Source organism: Catenuloplanes atrovinosus, assembly GCF_031458235.1.
GTDB lineage: Bacteria > Actinomycetota > Actinomycetes > Mycobacteriales > Micromonosporaceae > Catenuloplanes > Catenuloplanes atrovinosus.
The window spans coordinates 6090418-6116237 of record NZ_JAVDYB010000001.1; the positions used below are offsets into that span (position 1 = coordinate 6090418).

Consider the following 25820-nt stretch of genomic DNA (forward strand, 5'->3'; position numbering starts at 1 on the left):
CACCGATCCCCCGCAATCCCAGAACCCAGGGAGACCTCATGACCACGCCTCACCCCAAGGGCGACTTCGACCTCTCCCGCGCGGTGTGGCAGTCGGCCGGGCCGGGCGAGGGCGGCGACGGAAGCTCCGTCGAGGTCGCCTTCGTCGACGACCTGATCGGCATGCGCAACGGCGCCGACCCGGACGGTCCCGTCCTGGTGTTCACCCAGGCCGAGTGGGACGCGTTCGTCGAGGGCGCCAAGGACGGCGAGTTCGACCTGGAGTGACCCGGCCCGGGCCGCTCAGGCGATCCCGCAGGTCGCGCCGTTGACGGTGCACAGCCGGGGCGGCGCGTCCTCACCCGTGCGGTTGAACTGCAGCCGCAGCGAGACGGACGCGCCCGCGCTCAGCGGCACGGTGCTGATGAACGTGTAGAGCGCGCCGTCCCGGCTCATCGTCGCCTGCGGCGCGGACTCCACCCAGAACGTGTGCAGCTCGCCCACGTTGTCCTCGAACTCGATCTGCAGCGACCAGTGCCGTACCCCCGTGGTGGGGTTGGTTATCAGCACCTCGGCGATGAACGAGTCGCCGTAGGAGTTCAGCACGCGATAGGTGCCGGAGGCGTCGGTCAGTTGCCGGCCGGGCGCCTCCGTGCCCGCGATCAGTGAGGTCTCGCCCACGCCGCTCGGCGTCGGGACGCCGAGACCCGGCACCCGGGACAGCTCCGGCGAGCCCGGGCCCGGGTCGGACGGCGTGACCGGCTCATCGGCGCCGGACGGCGTGGCGGCCTGCTGCGCGGCGTCGAACGGCACCAGCGTCAGCGCGGCCACCAGCAGCCCGGTCACCACCACGACCACGCCCAGGACCGGCACCCACGGCACCGACCGGACCCGACCGACCAGCGCCGTCCGCCGCCCACCGTGCCTCGCCGGCATGCGCTCCCCATCCACGTGTTCCGTCACGACCGAGTGAGGGTAGCCGGACGGGAGCCCGGATGAACATGGCGCGTCCCGGATCGAGCCTCGATCGTGGACGGTCGCCGGCGCGTGCCTATGGCCGCGCCTCGATCAGGTCGAGCAGCTCGGGCAGCCCGTCCACGCCCCGCCCGCAGCGGCGCAGCCGGAGCACCAGCGTGGCCGCGGTCAGCACCGGAGGACCGTCCGGCAGGTCCGGGTCGAGCCGCTCGCGTGCCCACGCCTCGACGTCGTCCCAGCTGAAGAACCGTTCCCGGCCCGCGGGCCGCATCGGCATCGGGGACGGCGCGCCCGGCTCCCCCAGCGTGCCGGTCAGCCAGGTGCGGAACCACTCGGCGGGCCGCCCCAGCCGGGCCGCCGCCTCCGGGACCGTGACCTGGTCGCGCGGCTCCACCCGGATCGGCCGCAGCCCGACCCGCTCCAGGTCGTGCGCGGCCGAGACGATCGCGGTGGCGAGCCGCGGCGCCGACCGGTCGAACCACACCACGCCCACCTGCTCCTCCGGCGCGACCTCGACCGCGGGCGCGTCCGGCAGGCCGACCAGCGCGACCGCCTGCGCCTCGGTGGGCGGCGTGTCCACCACCATGCGGAACTGGAACACCGGCATCATCGGCCGCTCCCGCCCCGCCGGCCCGCACGCGCCCGGTGCGTGACGTGGTTGTCCAGGAAGATCATGAGCCGGGTGCCGTGCCGCGCCGGATCGTCCGCCCGGACCGGGACCGAGATCCGCCGGGCACCGGTCGCACACTCGACCCACCCCCAGAGCGGTCCCTGCCCGGCCCGGATCGTGACCAGCCCGGCCCGCCGGCACGCGGCCAGCGCGGCCTCGATGTCGGGGATGGGATGAACAACCGTGACGTTCACCATGTGTCTCCCTCCGGCGGGCGACGCGCCCGCCCGGTAGCCGATGAGCCCGACCGCACCGCGCGGGTCCGGCCGTACCGGACGCGACCCTCGCCCCCGGCACGCACCACCTTCCACCCGCCACCGCCCCTCCCGGAGGAGCCACCGACAGGGGCCGGCACACCACACCACCGCTGGCCCCCCTTTTCTGGCCCCTCCCCGCCGGCGGCCGGCACGGACGGCACCGGCGGGCGGCACCCGCGACGGCCGGCACCGCGGGGCCGGCCCGAGCGGGCCGGACCGGTCGGCGCGGAGCGGGTCAGAGCGCGTCGTCGAGCAGGATCTCGCGCAGGTCGGCGGGGGTCACCAGGTAGACGCCGAGCACGCGCACGCGCGCCGCCCGGCACACCTCGTAGGTGGCGTGGAACCAGGCCCGGTCGGAGGCGCTCACCGCGCCGGAACCGGGCCGGGTCAGCACCATCAGCACGCCCCCGCCGGGCGGCTCGCCGGCGAGCGTGGCCGCGAACGCGGCGACCGTCCCACGCGGGCCGTCACCGTCCGCGAACGGCGGTGGCGCGTCGACCGGGCAGTGCACGCGCACGCGGTTGTCGCGGTCGCAGAGCACGAAACGCACTCCGTATCGCGCCCGGTCGGCACGGGTGAGCACCCGGGTGAGGTGCTCGTCGATCGCCGCCGGGGTGTCCAGGCGCGTCTCGTCCATAGTCGACCATCGTTTCACCGCCGGACGGTCGTCGCCATCCCCCGATAGCGCGCGCTTCGGGCCGTCATTCCCCGATAAATCAGGCCAGAACAGGCAGGCGCTTCTCGAAGCAGACGCTGCGCGGGTTGCCGAGGTATTCGCCGTACGCCCCGATCGGGCGGTAGCCCGCGCTGCGGTAGAGCGACATGGCCACCGGCAGGTAACCGCCGGTCTCCAGGCGCACCACGCTGTACCCGGCGCGGGCCGCCAGCTCCTCCAGCTCGGCCAGGATGGCCCGGGAGTAGCCGCGGCCGCGGAACTCCGGCCGCACGTACATCCGCTTGATCTCGGCGGTGTCCGGGTCGCGCGTGACCACCGCGCCGCACGCCACCGCGTGCCCGTTGACGATCCCCACCAGGTACGTCGCGCCCGCGCGCGCCGGATAGCCGACCTCGTCGGCACCGCTCACCGAGGCCAGCTCCCGCTGCTGCTCGCGGATGAGCGCGTGGAGCTCGGGGTCGGTGCCGGTACGGGGCTCGATCAACATGGTCCGAGGTTAGTCACGCCCGTTTTCTACTAGGTTTCGCGAACATGGCCCGGTGTTGTGGTGATCACTACCACTCACCCTCGGCATCCGCCGCCTTCTCCGACTCCAGGGTCGCGATCCAGGCGGACTCCTCCGGGACCACCGTGTGTACCCGGCGGGCCTTGCGCGCCGCGAGCCGGTCGGCCGCGGTGGGCCGGTGGTTCTTCTCCTCCAGGCGCAGGTCGGTGCCGCGCGGGCCGGCCAGGTACTCGCCGACGTCCGGCTGCCACTCGAACTCCCAGGTGGCGATGCGCACCACGTCGCCCGGGGCGGCACCGGCCTTGGCCAGCGCCTCCTCGACGCCGAGCCGGTTGAGCCGGTCCGCCAGGTAGCCGACCGCCTCGTCGTTGTCGAAGTTCGTCTGGCGCACCCAGCGCTCCGGGCGCGGGCCGCGGACGATCCAGACCGTCTCCTCGGCCTCGGGGTCCGGCTCACCCTCGCGGGTGACCGTGAAGCCGCTGTCGTCCACCGCGACCGGCCTGATCACGATCCGTGACGGCTCGGCCGGCGCGACCGCCACCCGGTTCTCCTCGACCAGCTTCGCCAGCGCGAACGTCAGCTCGCGCAGTCCCTCGCGGGTCACGGTGCTGACCTCGAACACGGTCAGCCCGCGCGCCTCCAGCTCCGGCCGGACGATCTCGGCGAGGTCGCGCGCGTCCGGCACGTCGATCTTGTTGAGCACCACCACGCGCGGCCGGTCCGCCAAGCCGCCGTACTGGGTCAGCTCCGCCTCCAGCGCGTCGATGTCGCTCAGCGGGTCGCGCTCGGTCTCCAGCGCCGCGCAGTCGATCACGTGGGCCAGCACCGCGCACCGCTCGATGTGCCGGAGGAACTCCAGGCCCAGGCCCTTGCCGGTGGCCGCGCCGGGGATCAGGCCGGGCACGTCCGCCATGGTGAACACGCGCTCGCCGGCCTGGACCACGCCCAGGTTCGGCACCAGCGTGGTGAACGGGTAGTCCGCGATCTTCGGCTTGGCCGCGGAGACCACCGAGATCAGCGACGACTTACCGGCCGAGGGGAATCCCACCAGGCCCACGTCGGCGACGCTCTTGAGCTCCAGCACCACGTCCAGCGTGTCGCCGGGCTCGCCCAGCTCCGCGAAGCCGGGCACCTTGCGCCGCGAGTTCGCCAGCGCCGCGTTGCCCCGGCCGCCGCGCCCGCCGCGCGCCGCCTCGAACGTGGCCTCCGCGCCGATCAGGTCGGCCAGCACCTCACCGTCCGGGGAGAGCACCACCGTGCCGTCCGGCACCTTCAGCACCAGGTCGCCGCCGTTCGCGCCGTCCCGGTTGCCGCCCGCGCCGCCGCCGCCGTTCTTCGCCTTGATGTGCGGCCGGAAGTGGAAGTCCAGCAGCGTGTGCACCTGCGGGTCGACGACCAGGCGGACGCTGCCGCCGTGCCCGCCGTTGCCGCCGTCCGGGCCGCCGAGCGGCTTGAACTTCTCCCGGTGCACCGAGACGCAGCCGTGGCCGCCGTTCCCCGCCTGCAGGTGCAGTACCACGCGGTCGACAAACGTCGCCACTTCCAGCCCCTTAAAGATCAAAAACATCCGGGGGTACGCCGAGAGGCGCGCCCGGGTAACTCAAGGATGCACCGTGCCGGTTCTATTCCGGTTCGTGCGCATACAACCCAGAAAGAAAGCGGGCCGGGGCACGCAGCCCCGGCCCGCTTTCGGAAAAGTCGAGATCAGGCCTCGACCGGCACGATGCTGACCGTCTTGCGGCCACGCGTGGTGCCGAACTGGACCGACCCGTGGGCCAGCGCGAACAGCGTGTCGTCGCCGCCGCGGCCGACCAGCTCGCCCGGGTGGAACTTGGTGCCGCGCTGACGGACCAGGATCTCGCCCGCCTTCACGACCTGACCACCGAAGCGCTTCACGCCCAGCCGCTGCGCCGCGGAGTCGCGACCGTTACGCGAGCTGGAAGCACCCTTTTTGTGAGCCATGAGCTGCCGCCCCTACTTCCCGCTGGAGATTCCGGTCACCTTGACGCGGGTCAGCGGCTGACGGTGCCCCTGGCGCTTGTGGTAGCCGGTCTTGTTCTTGAACTTGTGGATCCGGATCTTCGGGCCCTTGGTGTGCTCGGCGATCTCGCCGGACACCGCAACCTTGGCAAGCTGCGCCGCGTCGGTCACCAGGTCATCGCCGTCAACGAGGAGCAGCGCCGCGAGCTTCACCGCGTCGCCGGGCTCACCCACGAGCTTCTCGACCTCGATCACGTCGCCCTCGGCGACCTTGTACTGCTTGCCGCCGGTCTTGACGATCGCGTACATGAGACGCGGACTCCCTGTCGTTGACAAGCGGCGCGCAGAATGACGACGCAACCGCTGGCGGATGGTTCAGTGCTCGCGCCGTGCCAGTGAACGGGAGATGACCTCCGAATGGCGCACGCGAACGCGGCGCACGAAGGTGCGCCAACGGCAAGGGTACGCCATCAGCCCCCGGCCTCCCAACTCGGGTGCCGGGACCGGCCTGGTCAGCCGCCGCAGAGCTCGTCCAGCATCGCCTGGAGCTGCTCCACCTGGCCGCCGCCGATCGCGTTCAGGTCCGCGGTCATGGTGCCCACCTGGGACGCCATGTTGGTCAGCACCGCCTTCAGCCGGGCGTCCGTGGCCGAGCCCGCCTGCGCGCGCAGCGACGCCTCCCAGTCGTCCAGCGCCTTCTCCGCCGCGGCCTGGGCCGTCCGCCCCTCCGGGGTGTCCGGGCCGGCCTGGGCGAGCTTGGACAGTTGACCGACGTACTCCGTCACCGCGGTGGAGCTGTCCTTCGTCACGGTGTCGCAGACCGCCTGCGCGTTGCCGCCGGCCGGGCCGCTGCCCGCCGGGATCGGCACCGAGCCGGCCGGCGCACCGGTCGCGGGCGCGGCGGTGCCGGTGGCGCCCGGCGCGGGCGTGGACGCGCTCGTCGGCGCGGACACGGCGGCGGACGGCGCGCCGGTCGCCGGCTCCTCCTCGCCGGACGAGCACGCGGCGGAGAACAGCAGCACGGACGCGAGCGCGAGCGCCGCGGCGGCGGAACGGGGGCGGGTCATGGGGGTGCTCCTGGGTTGGGGCCGTCGACCGCCGTCGACCCTAGCGCGTGCGGGCCGCCCTCGCGCGGGCACACCGGCAGGCCCGGACCGCGCACGGTCCGGGCCTGCGACGGTATGCCGTCAGGGGCGGGTACGGCGGCGGGTGCCGCGGCGCGTCCGGCGTCGCCCGCCGGCACCGCCCTCGGCGTCGTCGTCCTCGCCGAGCGCGTCCGGGTCCTCGGCACCGGCCAGCCGCGCCGGCTCGCCGTCGTCCTCGTCGCCGTCGTCCTCGTCGTAGGCCGAGTTCTCGTACCGGGAGAGGTCGTAGCCCATGGTGTCGTCGTAGCTCGCGGCCTCGTACGCCGACAGTGACGGCGCCGGGGCGGCCTGCTGCACGATCCCGGACACCCCGCTGGGCGCGGGCGAGATCGGCTCGATCTCGTCCTCCGGCGCGGTCTCCGGCTCGGCCAGCACCGCCTGCGCGGTCGCGGACTCGGCCACCACCAGCTCGGCCGCCGCCTTCCGCCCGCGCCGACGGCCCTCGGACCGGCTCTCCGCGCGCCCGGACTCCTGGCGCGGCGGTGCGGCCGAGGCCACGGCCTTGACCCGGTCGTTCGCGCCGTGGCTGTGACCGTTGCCGTTGCCGTTCCTCGGCTTCTCGCCCACCGGCTCGGTGTGGACGATCAGGCCGCGGCCCTTGCAGTGATCGCAGGTCTCGCTGAACGCCTCCAGCAGGCCCGCGCCGATCCGCTTCCGGGTCATCTGCACCAGCCCGAGCGAGGTGATCTCGGTGACCTGGTGCTTGGTCCGGTCCCGGCCCAGGCACTCGGTCAGCCGGCGCAGCACCAGCTCGCGGTTGCTCTCCAGCACCATGTCGATGAAGTCGATGACCACGATGCCGCCGAGGTCACGCAGCCGCAGCTGACGCACGATCTCCTCGGCCGCCTCCAGGTTGTTGCGGGTGACCGTCTCCTCCAGGTTGCCGCCCGCGCCCGTGTACTTACCGGTGTTGACGTCGACCACGGTCATCGCCTCGGTGCGGTCGATCACCAGGTGGCCGCCGGACGGGAGGAAGACCTTGCGGTCCAGGCCCTTGAGGATCTGCTCGTCGATCCGCTTGTCCGCGAAGATGTCGCCGGTGCCGGTGTAGCGGTGCAGGCGGTCGACCAGGTCCGGGGAGACGTGGGTGAGGTAGTCCTCCACCATGTGGTAGGCGTCCTCGCCCTGCACGGTGACCTCGCGGAAGTCCTCGTTGAAGAGGTCGCGGACCACCCGTACCAGCAGGTCGGGCTCCTCGTAGAGCGCGACCGGCGCGCCGCCCTCCGCGGCCCGGGCCTGGATGTCCTCCCACTGCGCCTGGAGCCGCTTGACGTCGCGGGCCAGTTCGTCCTCGCTGGCGCCCTCGGCCGCGGTGCGCACGATCACGCCGGCACCGTCCGGGACCAGCTTCTTCAGCACGTCGCGGAGCCGCTTGCGCTCGTTGTCCGGCAGCTTGCGGCTGATGCCCGACGCGTTGCCGTGCGGCACGTAGACCAGGTGCCGGCCGGAGAGCGCGATGTGGCTGGTCAGCCGCGCGCCCTTGTGCCCGATCGGGTCCTTGGTCACCTGCACCAGCACGGAGTCGCCGGAGCGCAGCGCCTGCTCGATCGAGCGGGCGCGGCCCTCCAGGCCGGTCGCGTCCCAGTTGACCTCGCCGGCGTAGAGCACGGCGTTGCGGCCGCGCCCGATGTCCACGAACGCCGCCTCCATGCTGGGCAGCACGTTCTGCACCTTGCCGAGGTACACGTTGCCGGCCATGGTCCCGGCGGAACCGCGGCTGACGTAGTGCTCGACCAGGATGCCGTCCTCCAGCACCGCGATCTGCGTACGGTCGCCCTTCTGCCGGACCACCATGGCCCGGTCGACGGCCTCGCGGCGGGCCAGGAACTCGGCCTCGGACAGGATCGGCGGCCGGGTCCGGCGCTGCTCACGGCCGTCCCGGCGGCGCTGGCGCTTCGCCTCCAGCCGGGTCGAGCCGGAGACGCCCTGCACCTCGTCGGCGACGGCGCGCGGCTCACGGATGCGCACGACCGTGTGGACGCCCGCCTCGTCGGCCTCGTCCGCGTCGCCCGAGCCCTTGCGGCGCCGGCGGCGGCGACGGCGGGTCATCGGCTCGCCGCCGTCCTCGTCCTCGTCGTCCTCCGGCTCGGCCACCGGCGCGTCGGCCTCGACCGGCTCGTCGCCGTTGAGCTCGTCGTCGGCGGTGCCCCGGCCACGGCCACGGCCACGGCGGCCACGGCGGCGACGGCGGCGGCCCGCGTCGTCGTCGTCCGACTCGCCGTCCAGCTCGTCCTCGACGTCGTCCGCGGTCTCGTCCGTCTCGTCCAGGTCCGCGTCGGCGGCCCGGCCGCGGACCTCGGTGACCTCGTCCTCCTCCGGCTCCGCGACCTCGGCGCTCGCGCCCCGGCGGCGACGGCGGCGGCGCGTGGTCTCGACCGGCTCCGCCTCCTCGTCCTCCGCGACCGGCGCGGCGACCGGCTCGGCCGGGGGGACCAGCACGGCGGCCGGCGGCTCGGCGCGCCGGGTGACCGGCACCACCGGCTCCGGCTCGGGCGCCATGAACAGCACCGGCGGCGGCACCGCGGCGCGCCGGCGGCGGGTGCGCGGCTCGGCCTCGGCCGGCTCCCCGGCCTCGGCCGGCTCCCCGGTCGCGGCGGCGACCGGCGTGACGGTGCCGGACTCGTCCTCCGGCTCGTCGTCCAGCGGGACCACCACGATCGGCAGCTGCTCGTCGGGCGCGGGGGCGGCGGTCTTGCGGGTACGCGTACGCGTGCGGGTCGCCTTGACCGGCGCGACGGGCGGCTCGTCGCCCTCCAGCGCGATCGGCACCGGGCTGATCTCCGGGTTCACGCCCGCCTGCGTCTCCGGGTGCGACTCGGCGCCCACGTGCTCCTCCGCGGCCGGCTCGGCGGCGGCGAGCGCCGGGGCCGCGGTCTTGCGGGTGCGGGTGCGGCGCGCGGGGGCGGCGGGCGCGTCCTCGCCCTCGCCCTCGGCGGCGGGGACGGCGGCCTTGCGGGTCCGGGTCCGGGTGCGGGTCGCCTTGACCGGCGCGGCCGAGGTCTCGGCGGCGGCGACGATCGCGACGGCCTCGGGGGAGATCGGGCCGTCGGTCCCGGCGTCCTGCACGGCGCCGGGTCCGGCCTCGAACGCGCCGGCGGCGGCCGCGGACTCGACGGTCTCGGCGCTCACGCCGGCCTCGGCGGTCCCATCCGGGACGCCGGGCGCGATCACGGCAGCGGGTGCCTCGGACCCGGCGATGTCCGCATCCGCGGAGACGCCGGCATCCGCCGGAACGTCGGGCTCGGCCGGCGGCTCACTCACCACCACCGGCGAGATGACCTCCGTCACCCCCAGCGGCGCGCTCGCGCCGCCGATCGGGTCGGCCGGCCCGGCCTCGCCGGAGGACGCGGCGCTGGTCACCGCCGCGTCCGCCGCGGCGGGCTCCACCCGCACCGGACCCGGGTCGGCGTCCTCCATCGGCGCCGGTCCCGCGTCCAGCGGCATCGGCCCGGACGCGTCCACGCCGATCAGCGACTCGATCGGCACGGACTCACCGACCGCCGGGGCGATTTCGTCGTCCGCCGGGACGGTCTCGTCCTCGGCCGTGTCCTCGATCACCGGCACGGCCTGCACCGGGGTGGTCTCGCCGAGCACCTCGGCGGCGGTGCCGGCCGGCGCGGGGGAATCCACCGGTGCCGGGCGGTCCGGCTCCTGCGTGTCTGGGATGTCCGGATCTGCCGGAGCATCGGGGTTGGTGCTGTCGACGGTGTTCTCGGCCGGCGTGGAACCGGTCCGCTCACCGCCCTCTGGCTCTTGGTCGAGCATGGGCGTTCTCCAGTTCTGGCGGCCCCGGGCGCGGGTGAGCGCTGCCACGCAGGGTCGCCGCAAAAGTGTTCCGGTGTCGCGCCGCGCGACCCTCCCGCCGCCGTCCGATGGCCGGGAGAACCGTAAGGCGCGAACTACCGAAGTCTGCCGACGAGTGCTGACCGGAAAACCCGGCTAGCTCCCACCGATGGTTGCCCCGTCGCGGTCCGCTGCCAGCGGGTCGACGATCTCCCCCTGCGCGGTCAGCATGCCCTGCGCCAGCCGGGTCGCCCTCGGCGGCACCGGCGGCTCCAGGTCGGCCACCACGCGGAGGCCGGACAGGACGTCATCGGGTCGCACGGACGGGGTGACCTGCCGCACGACAAGGTCCAGTATCGCACACGGTGCGGCCCCGACCCCGGAAGGTGCGCCCTCCTCCGATTTCACCTCGATGCGGGTGACCGGCGTACGGGCGTCGAGCTGCCGACGGCCCTGCTTGGTGAGGCGTTCGACACTCACCTCCGGCGCGTCGCGGAACGCGGTGACGGCCCGGTCGAGCGTCTCCGGCGTGATCCCGGGCAGCTCGATCCGCCAGTGCGAGGCGTCGATCCGGTCGGCGAGGCTGCCGGGGCCGGCCTCGACCGCGTCGAGCACGTCCAGGCCGGGCGAGAGCGCGGCGTCCAGCGCGGCGCGTACCGTCTCCGGATCGGTGCGCGCCTGGAGGCCGATCTCCAGGTACTCCGCCTCGCTGGCCACGCCGGTCGGCGCCGCGGAGGCGTACGAGATCTTGGGGTGGGGCGTGAAGCCCTGGGAGAAGGCGATGGGGATGCCCGCGCGGCGCAGGGCCCGCTCGAACGCGCGCGCGAAGTCCCGGTGCGAGGTGAACCGGAGCGGGCCGCGCTTGGCATAACGGATCCGGATCCGCTGCACAACGGGTGCCTGGCCCCCCTCTGGCTGTGGCTTCGGAGGAATCGTGGTGCTCCTTTGTCCTCTGGTGGGTCCCGCCCATCTTCCCGTAACCGCCGACGCGACGCGACTCGCCGTCGCCATCCGCCTACGCAGCCCGTTGAACCGGGCATGAAGGCTCTGATGCTGGCCGGCGGGCGGGGCACCCGGCTGCGGCCGCTCACGCACACGTCCGCGAAGCAGTTGTTCCCGGTCGCGAACAAGCCGGTGATCTTCTACGGGCTGGAGGCGGTGCGCGAGGCGGGCATCACCGAGGTCGGCGTGATCACCGGCGAGACCGGCGCGGAGGTGCGGGCCGCGCTGGGCGACGGGTCCCGGTTCGGCCTGCGGATCACGTACATCCCGCAGGACGCGCCGCGCGGGCTCGCCCACTGCGTGCTGATCGCCCGGGAGTTCCTCGGCGACGACGACTTCGTCATGTACCTCGGCGACAACTTCCTGCTCGGCGGCGTGCAGGAGTTGGTCTCCGCGTTCCGGGCCGGCGACTACGAGGCGCAGATCCTGCTCGCGGCCGTGGACGACCCGCGCTCGTACGGCGTGGCCACGCTGGGCCGCAGCGGCGAGATCGTGGGCCTGACCGAGAAGCCAGCCGAGCCGGAGAGCGACCTGGCGATCGTCGGCGTCTACCTGTTCAGCCCCGCGATCCACGAGGCGGTGCGCGCGATCGGCCCGTCCGCGCGCGGCGAGCTGGAGATCACGGACGCGGTGCAGTGGCTGATCGCGCACGGCCACCGCGTGCACTCCCACCTGGTCAGCGGCTACTGGAAGGACACCGGCCGGGCGCGGGACATCCTGGAGTGCAACCGGATGGTGCTGGAGTCGGTCGAGCCGCGGCTGGACGGCACGGTGGCCGGCCGTACCGAGATCATCGGCCGGGTGGTGCTGGAGGCCGGCGCCGTGGTGGAGGACTCGGTGCTGCGCGGCCCCATCGTGATCGGCACCGGCACCAAGATCCTCCGGTCGTACGTGGGCCCGTTCACCTCGATCGCGGACAACTGCATGCTGGAGGACGCGGAGATCGAGTACTCGATCGTCTTCGACAACGCCTCGGTCCGCGGCGTCTCCCGGATCGGCGAGTCGATCATCGGGCGGGACGCGCGGGTGCTGCCCGCACCGCGTACCCCCGCGGCCCATCAACTGATCGTGGGCGACCACAGCACCGTCCGGCTGCGCGCCTGATGCGCGGCGCCGACATCCGCTCGTCCGCCGCGGTCGAGGAGCGGCACTGGTGGTACCGCGAGCGCCGCGCGCTGCTCGCCCGCGAGCTTCGACGGCTGCGCAACGATCCACCCCAGCGCCAGGCCATCGAGATCGGCGCCGCCGGTGGCGGAAACTGCCTGGTCATGCGCGATTTCGGCTACCGGGTGCTGGCCACCGAGCAGCTGCCGGAGGGCGTGGAGATCGCGCGCGCCCGCGGCCTGGACGCGATCCGGGCGGACGCGCGCGATCTGCCGGTCGAGTCCGGCGGTCACGATCTGCTGGTCGCGTTCGACGTGCTGGAGCACATCGCGGAGGACGACCTCGCCGCCGCCGAGATCCACCGGGTGCTCCGTCCCGGCGGGACCGCGCTCATCGCCGTACCCGCGGACATGCGGCTGTGGTCGTCCTTCGACGACCTCAGCGGCCACGTCCGCCGCTACGACCGCGCCGGCCTGCGCGCACTGATCGAGGGAGCCGGCCTGCGCGTCGACGCGCTGTGGAGCTGGAACGTGCTGCTCCGCCCCGCCGTCGCGCTGCGCCGCACCGCCACCGCCCGCCCGAGCGAGACCGCGCTCCGGCACGACGTGACCGCCGTTCCGCCCCTGCTCAACACGCTGCTCGGCGCCGTCGTCCGCCTCGAACGCCACCTTCCCACCGGTGGGCTTCCCGGGGTCTCGCTGTTCCTACGGGCCCATAAACCCTTCTGAAGGCGGATCTCCCGCTTCCGGCGTGCCCACTCCCGTCCGCTCCCGCGGGCACCGGTCGTCGCCGGCGCTCCTCCCTGCCAGATCCGTGCACTCACCAAACCCCACAGCGCCCACCCGCCGCCCGACGCCGGCTCGATCGGCCCGCGGCACGCGGGCGCGTCCATCGCACGTCCCCACGGCCCCTCGATCGGGTGGCCGGCAGCACGTGCGCGCCCAGCGTCCGAAATATGCCCTATAGGAGCCACCGTCCAGTGGCCATGGATACATGGTCGCTGTTCAGGGGGCTCGGAACGGCGACCACGTATCCGTCGCGGACGTCACGCCGGGGCGTTCATGCCGGTGAGCGGGGGCAGCGCGCCGACCTGCTGGAAGACCTCCATCAGGTTCAGCTCGTCCCAGTGCTCGGCGAACATGCCGTCCCGGACGCGCCAGATGTCGATGCTGCGCATCTCGACCGTCGCGCCGCTGGCCGGGATGCCGAGCAGGTCCCCGGTGTGGGTGCCTCGATAGGTGAAGCGGCCCACGACGCGATCGCCGGAGACGACCAGATCCTCCATCGTGACGCGCGCGTCCGGCAGCCCGGTGAGGAAGGCCGTCCAGAACGAGCGGTTCGCCTCCCGCCCGTCCGGGACGACGGCGTTGTGGTTGATGTAGTCCTCGGCGACGAAGCGGTCCACCAGGTCCGGATCGTGCGAATTGATCATCTCGACGAACAGGTCGGCGAGCCGGTGCGCGGACGTGGTCATGTCGGTGTCTCCTCAGGTGAAGCGGTGGTTAGCGCCGCTAGCGCTAGCAACGCTAACCCTTCGGCATCGACGCGTCAATAGCACCGCTAAATTCGCTAGCAGTGCTAGAGTGGGGCATGACCATCGAGGAGCGCCGGCAGCGCGAGCGCATCGCCCGGCAACGGCTCATCACCGCGACGGCACGCGCGCTGGCCGAGCGCGAGGGCTGGGACGCGGTCACCACGCGCCGGCTATCCGCCGAGATCGAGTACAGCCAGCCGGTGCTGTACAAGCACTTCCGGTCGATGGAGGAGATCGTCGAGGCGGTCGCGCTGGAGGGCTTCGGCGAGCTGGCCGCGTCGCTGCGTGAGGCCCGCCGCGACACCACCTCGCCCGACGACGAGCTCGGCCGCGCCGCCGCCGCGTTCAGCGGCTTCGCCGCGAAGAACCCCGCGCTGTACGACGCGATGTTCGTCCGCTCCACCCGCCTCCGCTTCGCGGCCGGGGACGCCCCCACCCCGCTGACCGAAGCCTTCACCGCACTGCGCGACGCCGTCGCCACCGTCACCGCCCCCCGCGACGCCGACACGCTCACCGAGGTCCTCTGGGCTGCCCTGCACGGCCTGGTCATGCTGGACCGCCACGGCCGCCTCCGTCCGGACCACCGCACCGCACGCCTCGACGCCCTGGTCGCACGCTTCCGCCCCGCCACCTCCTGAGCCCGGCGCGGGAGCCGGTTCCGGCCGGCGGGACGTGGCACCGGGCCGGGTTCCGAGGTGCGGCCAACACCGGCATCACCGGTACGCAGGTCCGAAGGGCTCGCACCCGGTGAACCGGCACAGACGGTCGGCGTTATCCCGACCGCGACGGCCCGTGCTCCGAAGACGTCCGCTCGCACCGGGCGAACACCGGCACAGACCGCCGGGCGGAGGCCGGGAGCGGTGCCAGGCCGGCACCCGGGCCGGTGAGGGGCGGAGCTAGTCGGCGGAGGTGACCCGGTAGGAGGCGGCGGACGGCGGGAGTTCGTAGACGTCGCAGAGGCCGGAGGTGAAGCGGGGGATGGCGTAGCGGGAGAGTTCGGGTGGGGGTGTGCTGGTGCGGCGGTCGACGAGGAGCCAGCGGACGCCGTGGTCGGCGGCGAGGCGGCCGACGCTGACGGCGGAGGGCATCTGGAACGCGGCGTCGTTGAGGTTGATCAGGGAGCGGTCCCAGAAGTCGACGCGGTTGACCACCGTGCCGGTGCGGGCGGCCTCGGTGTGCGCGGTCACGGTGTAGCCCCAGCCGTTGAGCAGCACGCGGCGCTCCGTGTAGGCGGACACCCAGAAGGTGCGGTTGTCGCACACCCACTCGCGCAGCGCGCGGCAGTGCGCGTTCGTGGCCACCAGGTCGCCGGGGGCGGAATGGTCGCGCAACCAGCGGCCGGCCTCGATGGCACCCGCCGGCAGCGCGGGGCGCACCTCGGCCGGCTCCGCCTCCATCGGCACGTCGCGCCAGCCGTCGCGGACGGCGGCGACGATGGGCGAGGCGTAGCCGGCGACCGCGCCGGGGGCCACCATGCCCAGCATGGTCAGCCAGACCGCGAACCAGGCGCGGCGGGCCGGCCGCACCCGCTGCCGGAGCCGGGCGAGGCCCCAGACCAGCAGCCAGACCGCGACGCCGGCGACGGCCAGCACGCCGAGCGGCGCCAGCACCGCGCCGAAGCCCTGGTTGTCGCGGGGTGCCCCGATCAGGTCGTGGCCGGCCCAGATCGCGCCGGCGCCCGCCGCGAAGGAGAAGAACCCCAGGACCCGGCCACCGGCGGTACGTCGCCGCGCGGTGGCCACGACCAGCCCGGCGACCGCGAGGCAGCCCAGGTACGGCCGCGCCGAGTTGACGAAGTAGAGCTGGCTGGCGCCCGGATGCTCGAACGTGAGCGCGGCACCGAACCCGGCCGCCACGACGCCCAGGCAGATCAGCACGCCCGGGTCGACCAGCCGGCGCGGGCGCAGCAGCATCGCCCAGGCGCCGCCGACCATGCTCATCCAGAGCAGCAGCACCAGCGTGGCCAGGGTGAACGCGGGCCACCAGCCGACTTCGGCGACGCGGGTCAGGCCGAGGTGGATCAGGCCCTCCCCCAGCACGCCGGGCGCGGGCGCGGCCGCGCCCTCGACCGCGGTGCCGCCGGTCGCGGCCGTGACGCCGATCGGCGCGAGTGTGGCCGGGTCCACGTCCTGGCCGCCGAACGGCACGCCGTCCATCGCGGAGTACCGGGTCGGCACGGGCGGCCCGCCCTCGGTGCCGGGCGGCAGCGTGGCGGTGCCGGCGATGTGCCCGAGCTCGGAGTTGAGCGCGGTGGAGAGCGGGCGGACGCTGAGCCCGCCGGCCGAGTCGGAGAAGAGCACGAGCTGCGCGAACACCAGCGTGACCGTGGTCAGGCCGGTGGCGGCGAGCGCGGCCCGGGGCGGGCGCAGCTCGCCGATCCAGCGCACGGTCACGGCCAGCACCAGACCGGCCAGCAGCAGCGGCTGGTAGGTCGCCTTGGCGCCGGTGATCACCGCGAGCAGCAGGATCAGCATCGCCCACCGGCCGGCGCCGACGGCGTCGCGGAGCAGCTCGATCAGCAGCAGCACGGCCGCGATCGCGAGCATCGCACCGAACGTCTGGGTGGGGCTGAGCCAGAGCGCGTCCAGGATCGAGCCCTGCGGCACGGACGCGGGCACGTCCCGGTACGGGTTGAACGGCGCCCCGACCAGCGGCAGCAGCGCCGCGAGCGGGCCGGTCCACCACGGCACCCGGGCGCGGAACTCGCCGACCAGGGTGGTGGCGAGCACGGCGGTGCCGACCACGAAGACCAGCGCCATCGGCAGCAGGCTCAGCCGCAGCAGCAGCACCTGGAGCTCGATGCCGGTCCCCCAGCTGGTCGCGGCCAGGTCCGCGTAGACGAACCAGTGGTAGTGCAGCGGCTCGCCGACCAGGTACGGGATCCGCGGCGGCGCGTGGTTCTTCAGCTCACCGGCGAGCGCCAGGTGGAACGGCATGTCCACATAGGGCGAGCCGGCCGACGGCCAGTCCAGCCCGTGCGCGCGGAAGAACGTGGCCGCGGTCCAGCCGAGCACCAGCAGGCAGACCACCGCCACCCCCCACGCCCAGCGGCGCGGCACCGGCGCGCCCGCCCCCCGCCAGAACCGGCGCAGCGGCCGGACCAGGACGAACGCGAGCAGGATCGCGACCGGCAGCGCCGGCGCGAGCCGCGGCTGGCCGGCCCAGCGCGCGGCCACGTACCCGATGATCTCCAGTGAGTAGCCGATCGCGGCGCCGCCGGCCACGTCCGCGGGCAGCGCGCCGGCGCCGCCGCGCAGCGCCCGCCACACCAGCGTGCCGGGGAGCAGCACGGCCAGGCCCAGGTACGCCGAGAACGCCGCGATGTCGCGCGCGCTCACCCCGTACCAGCGAAGGATCGTGATCGTGATGGCGGCCGTGACCGCCGCGGGCAGGAAGCGGACGACGAGACCGGCTCCGCGGGCGAACCGGCCCCGGCGCGGCAGCGCGGCGGCCGGCTCCGCGGAGTCCGCGCGGGTGAGCGTGGCGGTCACCGGAACGACCAGCCGCGGTGCAGCTGATAGGTGATCACCGGTGCGGCCACGATGACCAGCGCCTGCGCGGGCAGCACCGGCAGGCCCGCGCGCTCCACCAGCAGCGGCAGCCCGACCAGCGTGCAGGCCAGGCTGCCGAGCGAGACCAGGTAGAACCGGAGCAGTCCGGCGGCCCGGGAGCCGGTCGCGCCGAAGATCCGCCGGTAGACCGGGTAGGTGAGCACGGCGGTCGCCGCGTTCGCGAGCACGGCCAGCAGCAGGTACGGCGCCCGCCCGCCGGACAGCAGCCAGCCCGCGGAGAAGAGGCCGTAGTAGACGACCGCGCCGAGTCCCCCGGCGAGAACGTAGTGAGCGCGTCGGTCGTTGAGCACGGGGCGGAGCAGTCGCCTCTGCGCGGTGCAAGTCACGCGTGTTCAACGATCCACCGAGGAAGACGGTGGCCCAGGTGGAGGGGTGTGGATGCGGATCTCGGTCGTCGTGCCCTGCTACCGCTCGGCCGGGACGCTGCCGGCGCTGGTGTCGCAGCTCGGCGAGGTGCTGACCGGGCACGAGGTGGTGCTGGTGGTGGACGACGACGGCGGCACCGAGACCTGGGAGACCGCCTCCGCGCTGGCCCGGCACCGCCCGGAGGTGCGCGCGATCCGGCTGGCCCGCAACGTCGGCCAGCACGGCGCGCTGCTGGCCGGCCTGCGCGCGGCCCGGCACGAGGTGATCGTGACGATGGACGACGACCTCCAGCATCCGCCCGCGGAGATCCCGCGCCTGGTGGCCGCGCTGACCGATGACGTGGACCTGGTCTACGGGCTGCCCGTCACCGAGGAGCACGGCCTGCTCCGCGACGCCGCGTCCCGGCTGGTCAAGGCGGGGCTGGCCGGGGCCATGGGGGTGCGTAACGCCCGGCTGGTCGGTGCGTTCCGGGCGTTCCGGGCGTTCCTGGTGCGCGGGCTGGACGGCGTGCGCGGGCCCGGGACCGCGATCGACGTGGGACTGTCCTGGGGCACCACCCGGGTGGCCGGCGTCCGGGTGCGGATCGCGCCGCGCGCGGCCGGGCGGTCCGGGTACACGCCGGGCCGGCTGCTGCGGCACGCCGCGGACATGACGTTCGGCTACTCGACCGCGCCGCTGCGCCTGGTGACGTACGCCGGGTTCCTGGTCGGGCTCGGCGGGCTGGGCCTGCTCGCGCGGCTGATCTGGGCGTACGCGACCGGCGAGACGCGGATCGCCGGGTTCACCACGATCGCGTCGATGGTCGCGTTCTCCTCGTCCGCCGTGATGATCGCGGTCGGCGTGCTCGGCGAGTACATCGCGCGTATCCACACCACGGGCAGCGGCCGGCCCGGCTACGTGATCCGCGAACAGGTGGAGGGCCCGGTCCATGCTCCGTCCCGCTGAGCCGCGCGACCTCGAGGACGTGCGCCGCTGGCGCAACCACCCCGAGGTGCGCGCGCAGTTCCTCTACCGCGACGTGATCACGCCGGAGGTGCATCGCGCCTGGTGGTCACGGGTCTCATCGGACCCCGGGCGGCGAGTGCTGATCTACGAGCACGACGGCGGGCCGGCCGGCGCGGTCACGTTCCAGGATCACGACCCGGTCGGCCGGACCGCCGAATGGGGTTTCTTCCTGGACCTCGACGGGCTGCGCCCGCGCGGCGCGCTGTTCGGCGCCTGGGTCGGCCTGGAGCAGGCCGCGATCCGCTACGCGCGGGACGAGCTGCGGCTGGCCGTGCTCGGCGCCCGCACGCTCGCCGCCAACCGCCCGGTGCTGGCACTGCACCGCCGCAACGGCTTCGTCGAGGTGCCGGAACGGCACTACCGCACCGACATCGACGGCACCCCGACGGACGTACTCTGGCTGGAGCTGCGCTCCTAGGGAGGCCGAGCCGATGACCGAGACCCGGGCAGGTCGCTGGATCGTCCTGGTCACCGCGCTGGCGCAGGCCGCTTCCCCGGCCGTCGCCGGCTTCGACCAGGGCAGACCTCACGATCCCCGCGTGCTGGACCGGCCCTCGGCACCGCTGCTGGGCGCGCTGCTCTGCGGCGCGGTGCTCAGCGTGATCGCCCTGGTGGCGGCGGCGTGCCGCACGCTCCCGGCGCGGCTGGCCGCGGGCCTGACCGGCGTCTGGGCACTGCTGGGCGTGACGCTGTCCACCGTGGCGGCCGGCGCCACCGCGCTGGCCGCGCTGGCGGTGCTCGGCGGCGTCGCGGTGGCGGTCACCACGCTGGTCGCGGCCCTGCCCGCCCACGGCGGTCGAGGGCCGGGGCTCAGGCCGGCCGGTACGACGTGACCGCGTCGACGACCTGGTCGAGTTCGGCCGCGGTCATGCCGGCGAAGAGCGGGAGGCGGACCAGGCGGTCGGCGATGTCCTCGGTGACCGGGCAGCCGCCGGGGGCGACGCGGCCGTAGCGGCGGCCGGCCGGGGCGGCGTGCAGCGGCTGGTAGTGGAACGTGGCCTGGATGCCACGGTGGCCGAGGTGGCGGATGAACTCCTGCCGGTCGATCAGGTCGCGCATCAGCAGCGCGTAGAGGTGCGCGGGGTGCTCGCGGCCGACCGGCACCACCGGGCGCTCGACGCCGTGCTCGGCGGCCCAGGCGGCCAGGCGGGTGTCGTAGGCGGACCAGACCGCGTGCCGGCGGCGCTGGATGTCGTCGAACGCCTCCAGTTGCGCGGTGAGGAACGCGGCCAGCAGGTCCGCGGGAAGGTAGGACGAGCCGACGTCGACCCAGCGGTACTTGTCCACCATGCCGCGGAAGAACTGGCTGCGGTTCGTGCCCTTCTCCCGGACGATCTCCGCGCGGGTGAAGTAGCTGAGGTCGTTGAAGACCAGCGCGCCGCCCTCCCCGCACTGCACGTTCTTGGTGACGTGGAAGCTCTGCGTGGCCAGCGCGCCGAACGAGCCGAGCGGCCGGCCGTAGTAGGTCCCGCCCAGCCCGTGCGCGTTGTCCTCGATCACGGTCAGTCCGTGCCGGGCCGCGATCGCCGCGATCGACGACATCTCGCAGCCCACGCCGCCGTAGTGGACGACCACGATCGCGCGGGTGCGCGACGTGATCGCCTCCTCGACGCACCGCTCGTCCAGGTTGAGCGTGTCCGGCCGGCAGTCCACGAAGACCGGGACCGCGCCGCGCAGTGCGAACGCGTTCGCGGTGGAGACGAACGTGAACGACGGCACGATGACCTCGTCGCCGGGCCGCAGGTCCAGCAGGATCGCGGCCATCTCCAGCGCGTGTGTGCAGGAGGTGGCGAGCAGCGCCTCCGGGGCGTCGACGAGGCGGGTCAGCAGGCCGGTGGCGCGCGCGGTGAACGGTCCGTCACCGGAGAGCGCACCGAGCCCGATCGCCTCGCCGACGTACTCCCGTTCCAGGCCGCACAGGTACGGCCGGTTGAACGGGATTCCGGTCAGGGTGGTGGTGGTCGCGGTCACCCGAACGACATTAATACCCCTATTTCGGCAAAATGCCACCCGAAACGGTCTTGTCCTCCCTCAGTGTGCGTGCACTCGCGGGCCGGACGTGTTCAGCGGGGTCAACGGCAGCAGCTTCTTACCGGTCGGGCCGATCTGGATCTCGGTGTCCATGCTCGGGCAGACACCGCAGTCGAAGCACGGCGTCCACCGGCAGTCGTCCTGCTCGTACTCGCTGAGCGCGTCCTGCCAGTCCTGCCACAGCCACTCCTTGTCCAGGCCCGAGTCCAGGTGGTCCCAGGGCAGGACCTCGGTCTCGTCGCGCTCCCGGACCGTGAACCAGTCGAGGTCCACGCCGAACGCCGGCAGCACCTCGGCCGCGGAGTCCACCCAGCGCTGGAACGAGAAGTGCTCGTTCCACCCGTCGAACCGGCCGCCCTTCTCCCAGACCCGCCGGATCACCGCGCCGACCCGCCGGTCACCGCGGGACAGCAGGCCCTCGATCAGCGACGGCTCGCCGTCGTGGTACCGGTAGCCGATCGCGCGGCCCAGCGACCGATCGCTGTTGATCGCCTGCTTGAGCATCCGCAGCCGGTTGTCGATCACCTCGGGCCGGTCCATCGGCGCCCACTGGAACGGCGTGTGCGGCTTCGGCACGAACCCGCCGATGCTCACGGTGCAGCGGATGTCCTTCGACCCGGTCGCGGCGCGGCCCGCCTTGATCACCTCGTGCGCGAGCCGGGCGATCTGCAGCACGTCCTCGTCCTGCTCGGTCGGCAGCCCGCACATGAAGTACAGCTTCACCTGCCGCCAGCCGTTGGTGTACGCCGTGACGACCGTGCGGATCAGGTCCTCCTCGCTGACCATTTTGTTGATCACGCGGCGGATTCGCTCCGAGCCGCCCTCCGGGGCGAACGTCAGGCCGGTGCGCCGCCCGTTGCGGGACAGCTCCTGCGCCAGCTCGATGTTGAACGCGTCCACCCGGGTCGACGGCAGCGACAGCGACACGTTCGTGCCCTCGTACTGCTCGGCCAGGCCGGAGCACATGTCGCCGATCTCGGTGTGGTCCGCGCTGGACAGCGACAGCAGGCCGACCTCGGAGTAACCGGAGAACTCCAGGCCCTGGCGCACCATCTGGCCCACGGTCTCGATCGAGCGCTCGCGCACCGGTCGGGTGATCATGCCGGCCTGGCAGAAGCGGCAGCCGCGCGTGCAGCCGCGGAAGATCTCCACCGCGTACCGCTCGTGCACGGACTCGGCCAGCGGCACGATCGGCTTCTTCGGGTACGGCCACTGGTCCAGGTCCATGGTCGTGCGCTTGTTCACCCGGAACGGCACGTCCGCCCGGTTCGGCACGACCCGCTGGATCCGCCCGTCCGGCAGGTAGTCGACGTCGTAGAAGCGCGGCACGTACACGCTCTCGGTGCGCGCCAGGCGCAGCAGGATCTCGTCCCGGCCGCCGGGCGCGCCCTCCGCCTTCCACCGCCGGACGATCTCGGTGATCTCGAGGACCGCCTCCTCGCCGTCGCCCAGCACGGCCGCGTCGATGAAGTCCGCGATCGGCTCCGGGTTGAACGCGGCGTGACCGCCGGCCACGACGATCGGGTGTGCGTCCGTGCGGTCCTCGGAGTCCAGCGGGATGCCGGCCAGGTCCAGCGCGGTCAGCAGGTTCGTGTAACCCAGTTCGGTGGCGAACGAGAGCCCGAGCAGGTCGAACGCGCCGACCGGCCGGTGCGCGTCCACCGTGAACTGGGAGACGCCGTGCTCGCGCATCAGCGCCTCGAGGTCCGGCCACACCGCGTAGGTGCGCTCGGCCAGCACGTCCGGCTGCTCGTTGAGCACCTCGTAGAGGATCTGGACGCCCTGGTTCGGCACGCCCACCTCGTAGGCGTCCGGGTACATCAGCGCCCAGCGCACGGTCGCGGAGTCCCAGTCCTTGACGACCGCGCCGAGCTCGCCGCCGACGTATTGAATCGGCTTGCTGACCAGCGGCAGCAGTTGTTCGAGCTGGGGCCAGACCGATACGGCGTCCCTCGAACCAGCGGTGCTCATGAAACCTCCCGGGATCAACCAACCAGGGTACGCGGCCACGGTGAGCACTCCGCGACCCGGACCGCCGCACCGAAACCGTCACGGAGCGTGCTGGACCGGCGGGGATAACCTCGCTTGTGAGGGCACGCGCACGGCCCACGACCCTGAAACGGCGAGGAGACAGCGACGATGGCGGAAGACCGGCCGGACCGCCACCCGGAGCCCGAGCCGCCGGCCGCCGCCGGCTCCGAGGCCGCACCATCACACCCGTCCGGGGGTACGGACGGAAGCGCCGCCACCGGACCGGACGGCACCGCGACGATGCCGGCGCCGGACCGGCCGGCCACGGACGACGACACCGCGAGCCAGGACACCGCGCGCACGCCGGCCGCCGCCGCCGGCGAGGGTGAGGCGGCCGCGGACGGGACCGAGACGCTCCCGGCCGAGCAGCCGCGGCCGGCGCCGTGGCGGGGTGCGGCCGTCGTGCCGCCGCCCGGGCCGAAGAAGCGCCGCCGGTTCGGGTTCGGGCGCGACCGGGCCGAGGAGCAGCCGGACCGGCCGCTCGACCCGACGCTGGACCTGCCCGCGCCAGTGGACCCGTGGGAGGGCACGGCCGACTGGGACGAGCACGTGCCGGACCAGCACTACGAGTACCCGCCGCCGCCCCCGACCCGGATCGACCGGGCGGACCTGCCGCGCACCACGGTCGAGCCGCCGGCCCGGCAGCCCGGTCCTCCCCCGCAGCCGCCGCGGTCCCACCAGCCACAGCCGCCACCGTCCCAGCCGCCACCGTCCCAGCCGCCACGGTCCCAGCCGCCGCGGGCGCCGCAGCCGCCGCCGCAGTACGCGCCGCCGTCGTACACCCGGCCGCAGCAACCGCCGCCACCGCCACCGCCCGCGCAGAGCCGGCCGGTGCCGCCCCCCGCGCCCGCGAAGAAGCGGAAGAAGGACCGCAAGCAGGCCGCGCGCCCGCAGCTGCCGGCCCGCCCGCCGGGTTACCCGCCGCCCGGCTATCCGCCGCCGGGGGGCTACCCGCCGCCGCAGATGCGCCGGCGTCGGCGCCGCCGCTGGCCGATGGTGCTGCTCACCATGCTGTTACTCACCGTGGCCTGCTGCTGCGGCGTGCCCGCCTACTTCGGCACGCCGCTGTGGCAGCAGTACCCGGCGAAGGCGTCGCTGCCGGAGGCGATAGCGGACCTGTCGCTGCGCAGCGGCGCGGAGGCGGACGAGACGTCGCAGTCGCTGGAGGCGGAGATGCGCGGCGCGCACCTGCTGGCCGAGAGCACGTTCGCGGGCGTCTACGGCGATGCCGGCGGCAAGCAGGTGACCGTCTTCGGCGTGACCGGGTTCCGCTGGTCGCCGGAGACCGACCTGGAGGCCGAGATGACGCGGCTGACCGAGGTGTACGGGCTGTCCGGCGTCGAGCCGGTGGACGCCGGCGACAGCGGTGGCTTCCAGCGCTGCGGCACCGGAGAGGCGGACGGCGCCACCGTGGTGGTGTGCGGCTGGGCCGACCACGGCAGCCTCGGCACCGCGGTCTTCACCCGCCGCTCGGTCGCGGACAGCGCGGCGCTGCTGGACCGCATCCGGGGCGCCGTGATCACCCGGGAGCAGATCACGGTCTGACGCGTGGAAGCGGCCGCACGTGCAAGTTGCATGTGAGCTGAACCACAAACATAAACGGTGCGTCACCGGGGGGCCGGGCGGGCGGCGGGGAAAGAATTCGTCGCATGCGGCGCTGGCTGTTCGGAGACCACCTGGGGCCGCACTTTCTGGACCATCCGGACCAGCCGGTGCTGATGGTGGAGTCCCGGGCGGTCTTCGAGCGCCGCGCGTTCCACCGGCAGAAGGCGCACCTGATGCTCTCCGCGATGCGACACCGGGCCGCCGAGCTGGGCGATCGCGTGCTCTACCGGAAGACTCGGACGTATCGGGAGGCGCTGCGCCTGGCCGGCGAGCCGGTCGACGTGTGCGCGCCGACCACGCTGCGCGCCCGCCGGCTCGTCGGCGGGCTGGACGGCGTCACGGTGCTGCCGCCGCGCGGATACGTGACGGGCCACGACGAGTTCGTCGGGTGGGCGGACGCGCGCCGCGGCACGCTGCGTATGGAGGAGTTCTACCGGTACGCGCGGCACCGGCACGACGTGCTGATGGAGCCGGACGGGACTCCCGCCGGCGGGAAGTGGAACCTGGACGCGGACAACCGCAACCCGCCGCCGCGCGGCGTGACCCGGCTCGACGTGCCGCCCCCGCCGGAGATCGTCGAGGACGAGATCGACGCCGAGGTCCGCGCGGACCTGGACCGGTGGGCGGCCGAGGGCGTCGAGTTCACCGGCCGGGACGGGCCGCGGATCTTCCCGGCCACCCGCGGGGAGGCGCTGGACCGGCTGCGGCACTTCGTCACGTACCGGCTGCCGCGCTTCGGCCCGCACGAGGACGCGATGCTCTCCGGCGACCCGTTCATGGCGCACAGCCTGCTCTCGTCCAGCTTCAACCTGGGGCTGCTCGACCCGATGGAGGCGGTGCGCCGCGCGGAGGCGGCGTACCGGGCGGGCTCGGTGCCGCTGGCCAGCGCGGAGGGCTTCATCCGGCAGCTGATCGGCTGGCGCGACTACGTCTGGCACCTCTACTGGTACTTCGACGCCGGATACCGCTCGGTCAACGAGCTCTCCGCGCGCAACCGGCTACCCGCCTGGTTCGCGAACCTGGACGCGGACGCCGTGGAGGCGGCCTGCCTGTCGGACGTGCTGGCCGGGGTACGCGATCGCGGCTACGCGCATCACATCCCGCGCCTGATGGTGCTGGGCAACTACGCGCTGCAACGCGGCTGGCGACCGGCCGACATGGCCGACTGGTTCCACCGCAACTTCATCGACGGCTTCGAGTGGGTGATGGTGGCGAACGTGGTCGGCATGAGCCAGTACGCCGACCTCGGCCGGATAACCACCAAGCCGTACGCCGCGGGCGGCAACTACATCAACCGGATGAGCGACTACTGCGGCGGCTGCCGCTACGACCCCCGAGTCCGCCTCGGCGACAACGCCTGCCCGTTCACCGCCGGCTACTGGTCCTTCCTGCACCGCACGCGCGAACGCCTCTCCGGCAACGTCCGGATGATGCGCTCACTCCAGCAACTCGACCGGATCGACGACATCGACGCCGTCGTCGCCCAGGAGCAGGCCCGCGGCTCCGACGCCCCCTGACCGGCCACCACGCGACCGGCAGGCAGCCCGGCTGCCGCCCCGACCACCCACCCCTGACCGGAGTAAACGCTCCGCCTCCTCGGC

General features: G+C 73.7%; 25 protein-coding genes. 9 read left to right on the forward strand and 16 right to left on the reverse strand.

What is annotated here, in order from left to right:
• The first annotated feature begins 38 nt into the window (after positions 1-38).
• The gene (locus J2S41_RS26955) at positions 39-266 is read left to right on the forward strand and encodes a DUF397 domain-containing protein (protein WP_033340074.1); all 228 of its coding nucleotides are present in this window, start codon (positions 39-41) and stop codon (positions 264-266) included.
• 15 nt (positions 267-281) lie between these two features.
• On the opposite strand, the gene J2S41_RS26960 is transcribed toward J2S41_RS26955, so the two are convergent.
• From J2S41_RS26960 to J2S41_RS27010, 11 genes are all read right to left on the reverse strand, one after another.
• Positions 282-860 carry a cellulose binding domain-containing protein gene (locus J2S41_RS26960; RefSeq protein ID WP_310371669.1) on the reverse strand — a complete coding sequence of 193 codons (579 nt, stop codon included), beginning with the start codon at positions 858-860 and terminating at the stop codon, positions 282-284.
• Positions 861-1029: 169 nt separating this feature from the next.
• Positions 1030-1563 carry a hypothetical protein gene (locus J2S41_RS26965; RefSeq protein WP_310371671.1) on the reverse strand — a complete coding sequence of 178 codons (534 nt, stop codon included), beginning with the start codon at positions 1561-1563 and terminating at the stop codon, positions 1030-1032.
• Positions 1560-1820, reverse strand: coding sequence for a hypothetical protein (locus J2S41_RS26970; protein ID WP_310371673.1), 261 nt, complete (start codon positions 1818-1820; stop codon positions 1560-1562). The genes J2S41_RS26965 and J2S41_RS26970 overlap by 4 nt, the downstream gene beginning before the upstream one ends.
• 295 nt (positions 1821-2115) lie before the next feature.
• A complete protein-coding gene (locus tag J2S41_RS26975) occupies positions 2116-2517 on the reverse strand; it encodes a hypothetical protein (RefSeq protein WP_310371675.1) in 402 nt (133 codons plus the stop codon).
• 79 nt (positions 2518-2596) lie between these two features.
• Entirely contained in the window at positions 2597-3043 is a 447-nt protein-coding gene (locus J2S41_RS26980) for a GNAT family N-acetyltransferase (RefSeq protein WP_310371677.1), read from the reverse strand.
• A 67-nt stretch (positions 3044-3110) separates the two neighbouring features.
• Entirely contained in the window at positions 3111-4601 is a 1491-nt protein-coding gene (gene obgE / locus J2S41_RS26985) for a GTPase ObgE (protein WP_310371679.1), read from the reverse strand.
• A gap of 164 nt (positions 4602-4765) precedes the next feature.
• Positions 4766-5023 carry a 50S ribosomal protein L27 gene (rpmA, locus tag J2S41_RS26990; protein WP_310371680.1) on the reverse strand — a complete coding sequence of 86 codons (258 nt, stop codon included), beginning with the start codon at positions 5021-5023 and terminating at the stop codon, positions 4766-4768.
• A 12-nt stretch (positions 5024-5035) separates the two neighbouring features.
• On the reverse strand, positions 5036-5350 hold the full coding sequence (gene rplU / locus J2S41_RS26995) for a 50S ribosomal protein L21 (RefSeq protein WP_310371682.1): 315 nt from the start codon (positions 5348-5350) through the stop codon (positions 5036-5038).
• Between the two features lie 203 nt (positions 5351-5553).
• Complete coding sequence (locus J2S41_RS27000) at positions 5554-6108, reverse strand: hypothetical protein (RefSeq protein WP_310371684.1); 555 nt, start codon at positions 6106-6108, stop codon at positions 5554-5556.
• A 120-nt stretch (positions 6109-6228) separates the two neighbouring features.
• A complete protein-coding gene (locus J2S41_RS27005; RefSeq protein ID WP_310371687.1) occupies positions 6229-9951 on the reverse strand; it encodes an Rne/Rng family ribonuclease in 3723 nt (1240 codons plus the stop codon).
• 174 nt (positions 9952-10125) lie between these two features.
• Positions 10126-10860, reverse strand: a complete 735-nt coding sequence (locus tag J2S41_RS27010) for a TIGR03936 family radical SAM-associated protein (protein ID WP_310371688.1) — start codon at positions 10858-10860, stop codon at positions 10126-10128.
• Between the two features lie 147 nt (positions 10861-11007).
• Between J2S41_RS27010 and J2S41_RS27015 the strand changes: the two genes are divergently transcribed.
• Both J2S41_RS27015 and J2S41_RS27020 read left to right on the forward strand, forming a co-directional pair.
• Entirely contained in the window at positions 11008-12075 is a 1068-nt protein-coding gene (locus J2S41_RS27015; RefSeq protein ID WP_310371690.1) for a glucose-1-phosphate thymidylyltransferase, read from the forward strand.
• On the forward strand, positions 12075-12803 hold the full coding sequence (locus tag J2S41_RS27020) for a class I SAM-dependent methyltransferase (RefSeq protein WP_310371692.1): 729 nt from the start codon (positions 12075-12077) through the stop codon (positions 12801-12803). The genes J2S41_RS27015 and J2S41_RS27020 overlap by 1 nt, the downstream gene beginning before the upstream one ends.
• A 317-nt stretch (positions 12804-13120) precedes the next feature.
• Here J2S41_RS27020 and J2S41_RS27025 read toward each other — a convergent pair whose 3' ends face one another.
• Complete coding sequence (locus J2S41_RS27025; protein ID WP_310371695.1) at positions 13121-13549, reverse strand: ester cyclase; 429 nt, start codon at positions 13547-13549, stop codon at positions 13121-13123.
• 116 nt (positions 13550-13665) lie between these two features.
• On the opposite strand from J2S41_RS27025, the gene J2S41_RS27030 reads away from it, so the two are divergent.
• On the forward strand, positions 13666-14247 hold the full coding sequence (locus J2S41_RS27030; protein WP_310371697.1) for a TetR/AcrR family transcriptional regulator: 582 nt from the start codon (positions 13666-13668) through the stop codon (positions 14245-14247).
• Between the two features lie 258 nt (positions 14248-14505).
• On the opposite strand, the gene J2S41_RS27035 is transcribed toward J2S41_RS27030, so the two are convergent.
• Positions 14506-17100, reverse strand: coding sequence for a hypothetical protein (locus J2S41_RS27035; protein ID WP_310371699.1), 2595 nt, complete (start codon positions 17098-17100; stop codon positions 14506-14508).
• On the reverse strand, positions 17097-17471 hold the full coding sequence (locus J2S41_RS27040) for a GtrA family protein (protein ID WP_310371701.1): 375 nt from the start codon (positions 17469-17471) through the stop codon (positions 17097-17099). Before J2S41_RS27040 ends, J2S41_RS27035 begins: the two co-directional genes overlap by 4 nt.
• 88 nt (positions 17472-17559) lie before the next feature.
• Between J2S41_RS27040 and J2S41_RS27045 the strand changes: the two genes are divergently transcribed.
• From J2S41_RS27045 to J2S41_RS27055, 3 genes are read left to right on the forward strand one after another with little or no spacing between them, the layout of a single operon-like run.
• Positions 17560-18492, forward strand: a complete 933-nt coding sequence (locus J2S41_RS27045) for a glycosyltransferase (RefSeq protein WP_310371703.1) — start codon at positions 17560-17562, stop codon at positions 18490-18492.
• On the forward strand, positions 18476-18970 hold the full coding sequence (locus tag J2S41_RS27050) for a GNAT family N-acetyltransferase (RefSeq protein ID WP_310371704.1): 495 nt from the start codon (positions 18476-18478) through the stop codon (positions 18968-18970). Before J2S41_RS27045 ends, J2S41_RS27050 begins: the two co-directional genes overlap by 17 nt.
• Before the next feature lie 13 nt (positions 18971-18983).
• On the forward strand, positions 18984-19385 hold the full coding sequence (locus J2S41_RS27055) for a hypothetical protein (RefSeq protein WP_310371705.1): 402 nt from the start codon (positions 18984-18986) through the stop codon (positions 19383-19385).
• Here the strand turns inward: J2S41_RS27055 and rffA are convergent.
• Together rffA and J2S41_RS27065 are read right to left on the reverse strand one after the other, a co-directional pair.
• A complete protein-coding gene (gene rffA / locus J2S41_RS27060; protein ID WP_310371707.1) occupies positions 19363-20523 on the reverse strand; it encodes a dTDP-4-amino-4,6-dideoxygalactose transaminase in 1161 nt (386 codons plus the stop codon). The two genes, J2S41_RS27055 and rffA, sit on opposite strands and share 23 nt — an antisense overlap.
• A 60-nt stretch (positions 20524-20583) precedes the next feature.
• Positions 20584-22554, reverse strand: a complete 1971-nt coding sequence (locus tag J2S41_RS27065; RefSeq protein WP_310371708.1) for a TIGR03960 family B12-binding radical SAM protein — start codon at positions 22552-22554, stop codon at positions 20584-20586.
• Positions 22555-22722: 168 nt separating this feature from the next.
• On the opposite strand from J2S41_RS27065, the gene J2S41_RS27070 reads away from it, so the two are divergent.
• Positions 22723-24159: a hypothetical protein gene (locus J2S41_RS27070; RefSeq protein ID WP_310371710.1), complete on the forward strand. Its 1437-nt coding sequence runs from the start codon at positions 22723-22725 to the stop codon at positions 24157-24159.
• A gap of 104 nt (positions 24160-24263) precedes the next feature.
• A complete protein-coding gene (locus J2S41_RS27075; RefSeq protein ID WP_310371712.1) occupies positions 24264-25736 on the forward strand; it encodes a cryptochrome/photolyase family protein in 1473 nt (490 codons plus the stop codon).
• The last annotated feature ends 84 nt before the right edge of the window (positions 25737-25820 follow it).

What these genes read in the sequence shown, in the direction of transcription:
- J2S41_RS26955 (WP_033340074.1), top strand. Translation starts at nt 39, where the DNA reads ATGACCACGCCTCACCCCAAGGGCGACTTCGACCTCTCCCGCGCGGTG.
- J2S41_RS26965 (WP_310371671.1), bottom strand. Translation starts at nt 1,563, where the DNA reads ATGATGCCGGTGTTCCAGTTCCGCATGGTGGTGGACACGCCGCCCACC.
- J2S41_RS26970 (WP_310371673.1), bottom strand. Translation starts at nt 1,820, where the DNA reads ATGGTGAACGTCACGGTTGTTCATCCCATCCCCGACATCGAGGCCGCG.
- J2S41_RS26975 (WP_310371675.1), bottom strand. Translation starts at nt 2,517, where the DNA reads ATGGACGAGACGCGCCTGGACACCCCGGCGGCGATCGACGAGCACCTC.
- J2S41_RS26980 (WP_310371677.1), bottom strand. Translation starts at nt 3,043, where the DNA reads ATGTTGATCGAGCCCCGTACCGGCACCGACCCCGAGCTCCACGCGCTC.
- rpmA (WP_310371680.1), bottom strand. Translation starts at nt 5,023, where the DNA reads ATGGCTCACAAAAAGGGTGCTTCCAGCTCGCGTAACGGTCGCGACTCC.
- rplU (WP_310371682.1), bottom strand. Translation starts at nt 5,350, where the DNA reads ATGTACGCGATCGTCAAGACCGGCGGCAAGCAGTACAAGGTCGCCGAG.
- J2S41_RS27000 (WP_310371684.1), bottom strand. Translation starts at nt 6,108, where the DNA reads ATGACCCGCCCCCGTTCCGCCGCCGCGGCGCTCGCGCTCGCGTCCGTG.
- J2S41_RS27005 (WP_310371687.1), bottom strand. Translation starts at nt 9,951, where the DNA reads ATGCTCGACCAAGAGCCAGAGGGCGGTGAGCGGACCGGTTCCACGCCG.
- J2S41_RS27015 (WP_310371690.1), top strand. Translation starts at nt 11,008, where the DNA reads ATGAAGGCTCTGATGCTGGCCGGCGGGCGGGGCACCCGGCTGCGGCCG.
- J2S41_RS27020 (WP_310371692.1), top strand. Translation starts at nt 12,075, where the DNA reads ATGCGCGGCGCCGACATCCGCTCGTCCGCCGCGGTCGAGGAGCGGCAC.
- J2S41_RS27025 (WP_310371695.1), bottom strand. Translation starts at nt 13,549, where the DNA reads ATGACCACGTCCGCGCACCGGCTCGCCGACCTGTTCGTCGAGATGATC.
- J2S41_RS27030 (WP_310371697.1), top strand. Translation starts at nt 13,666, where the DNA reads ATGACCATCGAGGAGCGCCGGCAGCGCGAGCGCATCGCCCGGCAACGG.
- J2S41_RS27045 (WP_310371703.1), top strand. Translation starts at nt 17,560, where the DNA reads ATGCGGATCTCGGTCGTCGTGCCCTGCTACCGCTCGGCCGGGACGCTG.
- J2S41_RS27050 (WP_310371704.1), top strand. Translation starts at nt 18,476, where the DNA reads ATGCTCCGTCCCGCTGAGCCGCGCGACCTCGAGGACGTGCGCCGCTGG.
- J2S41_RS27055 (WP_310371705.1), top strand. Translation starts at nt 18,984, where the DNA reads ATGACCGAGACCCGGGCAGGTCGCTGGATCGTCCTGGTCACCGCGCTG.
- J2S41_RS27065 (WP_310371708.1), bottom strand. Translation starts at nt 22,554, where the DNA reads ATGAGCACCGCTGGTTCGAGGGACGCCGTATCGGTCTGGCCCCAGCTC.
- J2S41_RS27070 (WP_310371710.1), top strand. Translation starts at nt 22,723, where the DNA reads ATGGCGGAAGACCGGCCGGACCGCCACCCGGAGCCCGAGCCGCCGGCC.
- J2S41_RS27075 (WP_310371712.1), top strand. Translation starts at nt 24,264, where the DNA reads ATGCGGCGCTGGCTGTTCGGAGACCACCTGGGGCCGCACTTTCTGGAC.